Here is an 11,231-nt window from a genome sequence, read left to right on the forward strand (position 1 = left end):
GATCCGACTGATCAACTGTGTTAACTGTACTACTATTATTAATACAGTTGAGCATTAATGTCAATCATTAACTTTTACTTTGTCTAGTTTCAGCGTGTCACGCAAATAAGCCCCCATCTATCTTTTGGACAGATCGGAGCTACGGTTCTTTCATTCACCCCAAAGGACGGGACGATATCAATATCCACACTTCGTTCGAAGAGGTCTTCACTACGCGCAACTGAACGGGCAAACGATTGGAAGCACTATTCTATTGACTATTTCTGCTCCGCCGCTGTCTGCGTTCATCGCTGAACAGGGCAGCGCCTATACCCGGGAGCAGCAGGTAGCCTGCGAACTTATAGGTCTGACTGAACGCATCCACAGCCGCCTGCTGCTGTCTTATTACCCCGGCCCCCGCCTCTGTGCCTGCGGAATTCGCCGCGCTCAGCTCCCGGGTTGTATTGTGCTGGAGCACAGTGACGATGATGGCCACACCGAGCACACTTCCCAGCGCCTTCGCCATATTCGTCACCCCCGAGGCGATGCCGACCTTGTCTTCAGGAACAACCCGGATCGCTGATGACATCACAGGAGCCATTGAGAGCCCCACGCCGAAGCCGGTCAGTGCAAGCCGTAGCATCACCGCACCCAGCGTAGAATCAGCCTCAAGCCCGCTCATGGAATAGGTGGCAGCGCCAATCATCACCATTCCCGCTGCGGCGAACAGACTGCTGCCATATTTCGCAGATAGCGGCCCGGATACAGCCGAGCTGGCGATGGAGCCTAAGGCCATGGTTGAGAGGACAAGCCCTGCCTTCAGCTCCGATACCCCCATCACCCGGGTCAGGTAAAAGGAGGTCAACAGCGAAATATTCATCAGCGCCGCCCCCAGCACGATCATCGATACCGATGTACTGTTGAAGGCTCTGATCTTCAGCAGGGACAGAGGCAGCATCGGTTCTTTCCCCTTATACTGCGTAAGAAAAAAGACCACCAGAAAGAGCAGCCCCGCAGCCGTCAGACCCAGGAACGGGCGCGAGCTCCAGCCGTAATCCTGCACTTTAATCAGAGCATATGTAATGCAGAACATCCCTCCCGTTATCCCCAGGATTCCGCCGTAATCTATGGACCGCCCTGCTGAATCATCCCGTGATTCCTGAATGAATATAACGGTCAGCCCTATGCTCAGCAGCCCAAGCGGTACGTTCACAAAAAAAATCCACTCCCAGCTCAGCTTCTGTGTCAATATTCCGCCAAGCGCCGGACCGCTTGCAGCAGCCACTCCCGAGACGGCCCCCCATATGCCTATAATCAGTCCGTGCATTTCTTTGGGAAAGGTGGTGGTGCTCAGCGGAATCGTAACCGGCACAATAACGGCTCCCGCCAAGCCTTGAATAACCCTGAACAGAATCAGCATGCCAAGGGAAGTGGAGAGTCCAGCCAGCAGGGAACTCAGTGTGAACAGCCCCACTCCAATGAGAAACACCTTCTTCCGTCCGAATTGGTCGGCCAGACGCGAGGCAGTCAGGATGAACACGGCAAATGCCAGGTTATAGCCGTTCATCACCCAGGATACCTGCGACACACTTCCCCCGAACTGGCGGGTCATCTCCGGCAGGGCAATATTAATAATGGTCGTATCCAGCAGCGCCATGAAAAAGCCCAGCACAATCGCCGTAAAGGATAAAGCTCTGCGCATTCCAATCCCCATCTTGATCATCTCCTGAAATATGAAATAGAGTTCATATTCAGATTATATGAACCAAAGTTCATATTTGTCAATTTAAAAAATGAACTTTGGTTCAACTTTTATTGACAGCACAAAACCGCTCCACTACAATCTGTACTATGAGGGGGATCTTACGATATGGGTGAAACAGAGGACAAAATTAGAACTCCGCAGCAGGTGCGCAGTATACGAACCAAGGAAGCCATTATCCGGGCCGCGATGAAGCTATTCTCGGACAAGGGCTTCTATCAGACGAATACCAAGGAGATTGCAGCAGCCGCCGGGGTCTCTACCGGGAGCTTCTACTCCTATTTTGTGGATAAAAGAGCCGTATTCATTGAAGTGCTCCACAAATACGGGGATGAGCTGCTCGCCAGAATCGATGATTCAATGTCAGAAATTAATTTCAATACGATTGAACGTACGGACCTGATCCTGCATCTGATAGACACGCTTCTGCTCTCGCATAAGGCTTTTATCGGATACCATAAGGATCTAAGCATTATGTATCACAGCGATGAGGCCATCAAGCAGTTGATGGATGCCCAGTACGAGACCGGCCGACTCAAAACGCTTACCTATCTCCAGATGGGGCAGGACGAGCTGAAGACCGGGGATACGGAGGCAGCTTCGATCATTGTGTTTGAGTCTGTGAGCGCTATTGTCGACTTCATCTCCTTCTCACCGCAGCGGGTCACTGTGGACCGGCTGAAGTCAGAGCTGGTTCATATGCTGGTGCAATATCTGTACAAGTAACAGCAGTGTTTTCTTTATAAATTCTCGCCAAAAAAAAGAGCAAGCCCGCAGGTTACCCTGCAGCTTGCTCTTCTCTATTAACCCTTACGGATCAGCGTTTATCCTTCCAGAAATTGAGCGGCTCCATATCCTTCGTAATGAGCTTGAAGGTATAGCCTTCCTTCTTCAGCTTCTCCAGAATACGCGGCAGCACCTTGAGTGTAGCCTTCTGGTCATGCATCAGAATGACCGGATTGGTCTTGGACGCCTTCAGCTTGTTCACCTGATCCATCACGGTGTTATAGATTCTGTCGCTGTTCTGTTTGTATTTCCAGTCATAGGAATCCACGTTCCAGTCCCAGAGATGATATCCCTGCGTCAGGACTTTATCGCGGAAGGACTTGGTGAAATACGGCTTGCTTCCATATGGCGTACGAATCAAGGTGGTGCTGGCTCCCGTCAGCTTCTTCAGTGTCGCATTGGCCCCCGACATCTCGGCAAGCGCCGCTGCCGGCGAAGCATAGAACTTCTCCTGGCGGTGGGTCACGCCATGCAGCGCTAAGCCATGGCCTTCTTTCGCAGTCCGCTTCACCTGGGCGGGATGCTGATTCATGTTGTTCCCCAGCATGAAGAAGGTTGCCTGTACGTCATATTTACGGAGGATGTCCAGCAGGTCGCCAGTCGTGGCTGACGGGCCATCGTCGAAGGTCAGGTATACGGTCCGGCCCGGCTTGCCCGGCTCAGTGGGTGTAACCGGAGTCGCTGGATTCGTTGGAGCTACCGGAGCCTCCGGCTTCAGCTCGGCAGCATATTTATCGGTGAAGGCTGCATCGGTAAGCTGCGCCGAGCCGTCCTTCACACGAAGTAAATATTTATCTCCCGCATAGGAAATGCTATACCCGAGGTAACCGCTGAGCTTCAGCGGAGCCATGAGTTTGCCGTCCTGTACGAAAGTGCTCATAGGCACGGCAGTCCCATCCTTCAGCACCGCACCTCCGTCCTTGCTCAGCAGGGTAAGCGAACCTGTCCCGCCGGCTACGTGAATCCCGTCCGTCAGGCCGGTAAGGGTCCATTTCAGCTCATCCGCAAGCGCGCGCAGCGGTACATAATAGGTGCCTTTTACGGATACAGCTTCAACCTTGCTTAATTTATCGTTGACTCCGAGTTTAAGAATAGTGCTATCACCTTTAGCGTTAGCCGGGACCTGCACAAGCCCCATAATTAGGAATAAAGACATGAATAAGAGCAGAATTTTCTTGATGCGCACAGCAGCAGTCTCCAATCTATGTATATTTGTCTATCACTTTATCATATATACTTTCAACGTAATTTGAGAGATTGTAACCGCAAGCTAAGAAATTGTTACTCTTATGCAATGATAAATGAGGGTTCGCCATTATTTTCAGAAAGCACGCAATTCTCGTCGAATGCTGTCACAGCAGGCGTTACACGGTTAAATCAGCGGTTTTTGGCACAGAATAATTGTGACAAATTTAATAACAATATCGGAATTTTGAACAAAAATTGAACAACCTTAAAATTAGCTAAAGTGCGCCACTACAGTGATCTTTATCATACCCTTAGGGAGTTGTAACAATTTGATCACACATATTTAACTTGTTCGCCATTTTTAAGGTCTATTTTATATAATTATACAAAATATGTATTTTGCATTATGGGTAAGTAGTTCTTACTATAGATACAGATCAATGTACTTCCGTTAATGAACGGCGAATGAAAAGTAGTATTGAAGGAAGGAGTTCTATATGAAAAAAAAGGGACCGTTATACGCTCTGTTTCTAAGCCTGATCCTTCTCCTGCCGGGATGCAGCTCAATCGCTGTTCTGAACCCGAAGGGGCCGTCTGCCAGAACGTTATCTGACACCATTATCCTCTCAATTATTGTAATGCTTGGTGTTCTGGCAGTTGTCTACATCCTATACATCTTTGTATTGGTGAAATACCGTGCGAAGAAGAGTAATGAGGGTTACATTCCAAAGCACGAGGAAGGCAATGTAGTCCTTGAGGCGATCTGGATTATTATCCCGATCATTATCGTAGCCTTCCTGTCTGTTGTAACCGTCAAGACGACAAACGAAGTGGAGAATGTGGCTGCGGATTATAAAGATCAGACTCCGCTGGTCATCTATGCGTCCTCCTCCAACTGGAAATGGCATTTCAGTTATCCGGAAGAAGGCATTGAAACAGTTAACTACGTGAATATGCCGGTACACCGTGCAGTTGAATTCAGAATGTACTCATTCGGCACCATTACCAGTCTTTGGATTCCACAGCTTGCCGGTCAAAAGTACGCGATGAGCGACATGCTGACAACGCTTCACCTCTCCGCTGATACGGAAGGCTCTTATATCGGAAAGAATGCTAACTTCAGCGGTAAAGGCTTCGCCCACATGGAATTCGAAGCACTTGTTCTGAGTAACAAAGGTTACGAGGACTGGGTGAAGGAAGTGAAGGAAACTGCACCTAAGCTGACTGAGGAAGAATTCAAAGGCCTGCTGGCCACGGATTACCTCGGACGCAAAACGTATTCCTCCACCCATCTGGAGTTCAGCCCTCCTCCGGGAAATCACGGAGATCATATGAGCGGCGGCGGCAAGGAGATGGATATGGACAACGGCAATCCGGAGCATCAGGATAACAAGGACATTCATCCGTCTCCCGAGCCGTCCAGCGGAACGGAATTCGACAGCAAGCCTGATCCGGAAGTCGATCAGCCGCTGCCAAGCTCCCCTGTGGATGAAAGCACACATGAAGGACACTAGCTCTCTGAAGAGCTTAATGCAACACACTGAAAGGAGCTACCCTAATGGATTTGGACAAATTTAAGGTTCACGGCGAACCCTTGATATACGGGGCCATGATCAGTATTGCACTGGCAACCATCGGGATTCTCGTAGGGCTTACCTATTTCAAGAAATGGGGCTATCTGTGGCGCGAATGGCTGACCACGGTTGACCACAAAAAAATCGGGATCATGTACATCCTCGCGGCGCTGCTGATGCTGTTCCGCGGCGGTGTAGATGCAATGATGATGCGTCTGCAGACGGCTGCGCCGGAAATGAAATTCCTCGATGCGCAGCATTACAATGAGGTCTTCACCACCCATGGTCTGATCATGATTCTCTTCATGGCCATGCCTTTTATCATCGGTCTGATGAACGTAATCATTCCGCTGCAGATCGGCGCACGGGACGTTGCCTTCCCGCGGCTGAACGCCGTCAGCTTCTGGCTCTTCTTCATGGGCGCCATGCTGCTGAACATTTCCTTCGTCATCGGCGGCTCGCCGGATGCGGGCTGGTCAGCCTACTTCCCGCTGGCGAGTCTTGAATTCAGCCCGACCGTAGGGAACAACTACTACTCTCTGGCCTTGCAGATTTCCGGTATCGGTACGCTGATCACCGGGGTTAACTTTATCGTAACGATTCTTAAGATGCGCGCACCAGGCATGACGCTGATGAAGATGCCGATGTTCACCTGGTCCGTACTCATCACCAACGTTATCATTGTCTTCGCCTTCCCGGTTCTGACCGTAGCGCTGGCGATGATGATGTTCGACCGCCTCTTCGGCTCCCAGTTCTTCACGATGGCCAACGGCGGGATGGATATGCTCTGGGCCAACCTGTTCTGGGTCTGGGGACATCCGGAGGTCTATATCGTTATCCTTCCGGCCTTCGGTATTTATAGTGAGATTATCGCCACCTTCTCGAAGAAGAACCTGTACGGCTATACCTCCATGGTATTCAGCATGCTGATCATCTCGCTCCTGTCCTTCCTTGTATGGGCGCACCATTTCTATACAATGGGTCAAGGTGCCATGGTCAACAGCTTCTTCTCAATCACAACGATGGCCATAGCAGTACCTACCGGGGTCAAAATATTCAACTGGCTATTCACCCTGCGAAAGGGCAGGATTACCTTCACGACCCCGATGCTGTACACACTGGCCTTTATCCCGATCTTTACGATCGGCGGGGTAACGGGCGTCATGCTGGCAATGGCCAGCGCCGATTACCAGTATCACAACACGATGTTCCTGGTAGCGCATTTCCACTACGTGCTGATTCCGGGTGCCGTGTTCGCCGTCATCGCCGGCTTCCACTATTGGTTCCCTAAAGTGTTCGGCTTCCGCCTGAACGAACGGCTGGGCAAGCATGCCTTCTGGTGGATCATCATTTCCTTTAACGTAACCTTCTTCCCAATGTTCTTCCTGGGACTGATGGGAATGACACGCCGTCTGTATACTTACTCTAAGGAATCAGGCTTTGGTCCGCTCAATATGCTGAGCTTCGTCGGGGCCGTCGGACTCGCGATCGGCTTCGTGATCCTGGTCTACAATATTTACTGGAGTACCCGCTACATGCCGAGAGATACAACCAACGATCCTTGGGATGGCCGGACGCTCGAATGGGCGACACACAGCCCGATCCCGCTCTACAACTTTGCGATTGTGCCTAAGGTTGAGACGCGCGATGCTCTATGGTCTGCGAAGCACGAGAATATTCCATTGTATACAGACACTAAATACACCAAGATTCATATGCCAAGCAATACCGGCAAACCGTTCATATTGGGTGTAGTCTTCTTCTTCCTAGGCTTCTTCCTGGTCTTCAGCATGTGGATTCCGGCGATCGTCTCAGGGATTGGAATTCTGGTCGTACTGGCCTTCATGTCCTTCGATAAGGACCAGGGCTACTACATTCCTGTAGAAGAGATTGCAGCTACAGAAAAGAAACTGATGCGGGGTGAGACTGTATGAAAATAGATGCGTCCAAGCCGCTCGAATATTCAACGGAAGAGAACAGTAACAAGATCTTCGGCTTCTGGGTCTTTCTCGGAGCCGAGATCCCTCTCTTCGCTACGCTGTTCACTGTATATTTCGTAATGGTTAACCGCTATGCCAGCGGACCAAGCGGCAGCGAGCTGTTCGAGATCGGCCCGGTGCTGATGGAGACCTTCCTCCTGCTGTCGAGCTCCTTCACCATCGGTCTGGCTGTCCATGCCATGCGGCACGGCTACAAGAAAGCCATGATGGTCTTCATGGCGATTACGCTGGTGATGGGTCTGGCTTTTGTCGGTATTGAAATCGACGAGTTCTTCACTTATGTACATGAAGGAGCTACGCTGCAGACCAGCGGCTTCCTCTCCAGTCTGTTCATACTACTGGGAACGCATGGTCTTCACGTCAGCTTCGGTCTGCTGTGGGGAATTGGCATTATGATTCAACTGTGGAAGCGCGGCATTACTCCCGCTACCGCCAACAAAACGTTCATCTTCTCCTTGTTCTGGCACTTCTTAGACGTGGTCTGGATCTTTATCTTCAGCTTCGTCTACCTGAAAGGACTGATGTGACATGATGAAGCAACTATTCCCTATTAAGCATGTGATGGGTTATGTAGCCTCTCTGGTCCTCTCTGCCGCTGCACTGATTGTAATTTACGGAGACCTGTCCTCCAGTGCCAATATGGTGGTGCTGCTGGTTACAGCGCTGATCCAGGCCTCCTTGCAGCTGTTTGTGTTCATGCACATCGGAGAATCGGCCGATTCCAAAAAAGAACTGTATATCAACATCGCATACGCCATGTTCGTGGCTCTGGTCACCATCTTCGGCACCCTGTTCATCTTCGTATGGGGCTGGTATGCTTAGCATGTAAGAAGCAGAGGAGCATTATGCTCCTTCTAGTAATCTATAATAAAAGCGGTCCGTATCCGGTAGATTTACCGGTGCGGACCGCTTTTTTGAATTTTAAAGATTGCCATTATGTTGATGTTCTACTTTAACTGAACTATACTGCTGCTGCTCCCGCTGTCATCCCGCTCCGTATACGCAAGCTGCTTGCCCGAGGGGCTCCATGAGGTGGTCATCGTCCCGTTGCTCTCCGCAATCTGGACGGACTTGTCAGAAGTCAGATCGTAGACATATAAGGTATTCTTCGTTGTACCCTTCTCCTCAATAGTTACACTATAGGCGACCAGACGTTGGTCTGGAGACCAGGAGACGGCCCCAAGCTCGGCGCCTTCCACCAGGGTCCGCGGATTCTTACCGTCTGTGCCGCTGAGCAGCAGCGACTGGGTAGTCTCCTTATATTGCAGGATCAGCATTTGTTCTTCGTCAGGTGAAGGGATTACGCTGCTGGTACCCGGAATATTCAAGTCAGCCTTCGCCTTAGTATTCAGGTCCAGGCTGTGCAGTGAGTCCTTCGAATTACTGGTGTAATAGATCTTATCCTTGATTTGTCTTACAACAATCAGACCTTCCCCGCCTAGTCCCTCCACCGGGGCAATCTTCATTGAGGTAGCCGTCGCTGTGTAAGCACCGCCGCTGTATGCAGGACCCACTACCGTATCCTTATCCGCCCAATCGGCCCCCATTGCTCCGGCAATGGTATCGCCCTTAATGGTGAACGTCTTCTTGGACCCCAGGTCCATTACATTGTAGACTGGATCACCCAGGGAGAATTCACTATAGAGCAGAAACAACTGATCGGCGGACAGCTTGGCATCCCCCAGCATCATGTTCGCCTTCTCTGTAATCAATTCGTATTCGCCGGTATCCAGATGGAAGAAATACAGGCTCTGCGGATAGGATCCCTTCAGCTCTCCCGAGCTGATCGGCCCCAGCTTATCGTTCTGCTTGGACACGACAACGGTTCTATCGTCCTTCCAGTCGGAAATTGCTATTTTCTCATACTGTTTACTTTCCCCTACCGTTACCCCAGCAGCTTCAACAGGTACCGGTGTAACCTTTGGCCCTTCCGTAGGCTGGGCAGAAGCTTCTACAGGAGCCGCTGTTGGCTGTGGGCTGGGGCTAACCGCCGGAGCACTAGCCTGATTCGAGCTACAAGCTGCAAGTGTCATTAACAAGGCTGGAACTATCACCAGCTTCCATGTTCGAGTGTTCATTATAGAGACCGCCTCCTTGAGATTAATAATAATACGTTCAAAAGCCCGGCTCCGCCGAAGATGCCCGGGAATCTCCAGGGTTCCTCGGCCGAATCGGGCCGGGCTGATGTCTATTATAGCCGTTACAGCCGGAACCGGGCCAGATGCTTCTGCAGGTCCTCGGCCAGGGTAGCCAGATACTGTGCAGAGGAGGACATCTCTCCCATCGCGGTCAGCTGCTCCAGGCTTGCTTCGCTGGTGCCCTGAACGTCTGCGGCGCCTTTGCGTGAGATTTCATTCACCGTTGACATGGATCTGGCCACTTCCTCCGATTCCTGCGCGACATGGCCGATGACCTCTGTGATCTGCTCTGTCTGCTCACTGGCAGCCTGAATGGAGGTCTGGATCGCCGTAAAGGCTTCGGATACCACCTCACTCTGTGCTACACCGTGAGAGACAATCCCGGAGCCTTGCTCCATCGATTCTACGGCACTGGCGGTCTGCTGACGGATATGGTTAATGATCTCTGTAATCTGAAGCGAGCTTGTTCCGGTAGCTTCCGCCAGCTTGCGGATCTCACCGGCAACTACAGCGAAGCCACGGCCATGCTCGCCCGCCCGGGCGGCTTCGATGGAAGCATTCAGGGACAACAGATTGGTCTGGGTCGCAATCTCATTAATGGTTGTAATAATGGTGTTAATCTCTTCGGACAGGCTACCCAGGTTGCCGACAATCTGGCGGCTCGCCGAGACACTGGAGTCAATCTCCCGCATCTGGGCCAGAATCTGTTCTACTGCGTATACACCGCGTTCCGTGGAGGAGGCAGCCTGCTCCATCAGGCGGGTCATTTCTTGTCCACTATACCGGGCTTCGGCAATCTCATAGGACATCGTCCGCACAGACTGTGTAGTAAGGGCAATGCTCTCCGCCTGCACATCGAATCCGGCTGCGATCTCGCCTGAGGTCTCAGCGATCATCTGTGAGGCGTGCGCGGTCTGGTCGGCACTGGCGCTCATCTGCTGGGAGGAGGCCGAGAGAATCTCGGCGCTCTCCGAGACGCCGCGCATCATATTTTTCAACCCGTCCAGCATGGTATTGAACGATGTATTAATCTGGCCGATCTCATCCTTGGACCGGTAAGCGGCAGAGGCCGTCAGATCCCCTTCTTCCGCCCGCTTCATCAGCCCCTGCAATTCCTTCAGCGGTCTCGTAATCAATCTGGTGATGATCACACTCAGGACAATACTGAGCAGCAAGGCCAGCGCAATCAGAACGCCGCTTAACGTAACAGAGCTCTTGGCACTGTCAGCCGTCCGTGTATTATGGGCAGACGCATCCTGAATGAATAACGTCGCTGTCTCTTCTAGCAGCCGGACCATTTTGTCACGCAGCTCATTAAAGGTCCGGCCCGTGTACACCTGATATCCTTCATCGTTAAGGTCGTTATCGGCCAAATGGATAATATTATCACGCTGTGAACGGTAATCCGGCAGCAGCAGGGTATATTCGTTCACATAAGCTGCAATCTTGTCATTGTTGAATTCAATCTTCCTCAGTTCGGCCATCAGCTCATTGTTCGTCTGGATATTCTCCTGAATTCTCGCCTTCAGCTCCTGCTTCTTCGCGTCATCCGTGGTAATCAGATCCTCCAGCAGAAAAGACTCAATCGCCCGGTTATTCCCGCGGATCTCCGTTACGAAATAAATCGGCTGCAGGTTCTGCCTGTATGTCTCTTCAGACCTCTCAGCCATTCTGGTTGTCGTCAGGATACCCGTTGTTCCGATCCCGATTAGTAGTAGAATAACCACTGCGATCAGTACAATCATTTTATGCTTAATCTTCAGATGTCTCATTTCCTGTTATCCCGCCTTCTCGATATCTAGCT

Annotated in this window: 9 protein-coding genes; 5 read left to right on the forward strand and 4 right to left on the reverse strand. The window is 51.2% G+C overall.

The annotated features are described in order from the left end of the window. Positions 1-250: 250 nt before the first annotated feature. Entirely contained in the window at positions 251-1,693 is a 1,443-nt protein-coding gene (locus MHH78_RS31635) for an MFS transporter (RefSeq protein ID WP_341170017.1), read from the reverse strand. 156 nt (positions 1,694-1,849) lie between these two features. Between MHH78_RS31635 and MHH78_RS31640 the strand changes: the two genes are divergently transcribed. Further along, positions 1,850-2,467, forward strand: a complete 618-nt coding sequence (locus tag MHH78_RS31640) for a TetR/AcrR family transcriptional regulator (RefSeq protein ID WP_341170018.1) — start codon at positions 1,850-1,852, stop codon at positions 2,465-2,467. Between the two features lie 91 nt (positions 2,468-2,558). On the opposite strand, the gene MHH78_RS31645 is transcribed toward MHH78_RS31640, so the two are convergent. Then, positions 2,559-3,713 (reverse strand): polysaccharide deacetylase family protein, encoded by a 1,155-nt coding sequence (locus tag MHH78_RS31645; protein ID WP_341170019.1) that lies wholly within the window; start codon positions 3,711-3,713, stop codon positions 2,559-2,561. A gap of 499 nt (positions 3,714-4,212) precedes the next feature. Between MHH78_RS31645 and qoxA the strand changes: the two genes are divergently transcribed. Genes qoxA through qoxD form a run of 4 tightly spaced genes read left to right on the forward strand, consistent with a single transcriptional unit; the run spans position 4,213 to position 8,111 of the window. After that, positions 4,213-5,229, forward strand: a complete 1,017-nt coding sequence (qoxA, locus tag MHH78_RS31650) for a cytochrome aa3 quinol oxidase subunit II (protein ID WP_341170020.1) — start codon at positions 4,213-4,215, stop codon at positions 5,227-5,229. 44 nt (positions 5,230-5,273) lie between these two features. After that, positions 5,274-7,223 carry a cytochrome aa3 quinol oxidase subunit I gene (gene qoxB, locus MHH78_RS31655; protein ID WP_076078943.1) on the forward strand — a complete coding sequence of 650 codons (1,950 nt, stop codon included), beginning with the start codon at positions 5,274-5,276 and terminating at the stop codon, positions 7,221-7,223. Next, positions 7,220-7,816, forward strand: a complete 597-nt coding sequence (qoxC, locus tag MHH78_RS31660; protein WP_036693560.1) for a cytochrome aa3 quinol oxidase subunit III — start codon at positions 7,220-7,222, stop codon at positions 7,814-7,816. Before qoxB ends, qoxC begins: the two co-directional genes overlap by 4 nt. Position 7,817: 1 nt before the next feature. Further along, positions 7,818-8,111: a cytochrome aa3 quinol oxidase subunit IV gene (gene qoxD, locus MHH78_RS31665; protein WP_036731442.1), complete on the forward strand. Its 294-nt coding sequence runs from the start codon at positions 7,818-7,820 to the stop codon at positions 8,109-8,111. Positions 8,112-8,236: 125 nt separating this feature from the next. Here qoxD and MHH78_RS31670 read toward each other — a convergent pair whose 3' ends face one another. Both MHH78_RS31670 and MHH78_RS31675 read right to left on the reverse strand, forming a co-directional pair. Beyond that, a complete protein-coding gene (locus MHH78_RS31670) occupies positions 8,237-9,367 on the reverse strand; it encodes a hypothetical protein (protein ID WP_341170021.1) in 1,131 nt (376 codons plus the stop codon). Between the two features lie 122 nt (positions 9,368-9,489). Then, positions 9,490-11,199: a methyl-accepting chemotaxis protein gene (locus MHH78_RS31675; RefSeq protein WP_341170022.1), complete on the reverse strand. Its 1,710-nt coding sequence runs from the start codon at positions 11,197-11,199 to the stop codon at positions 9,490-9,492. Between the last annotated feature and the right edge of the window lie 32 nt (positions 11,200-11,231).

It is taken from the genome of Paenibacillus sp. FSL H3-0333, from assembly GCF_038002805.1.
In the GTDB taxonomy this organism is placed as follows: Bacteria; Bacillota; Bacilli; order Paenibacillales; family Paenibacillaceae; genus Paenibacillus_AQ; species Paenibacillus_AQ silagei.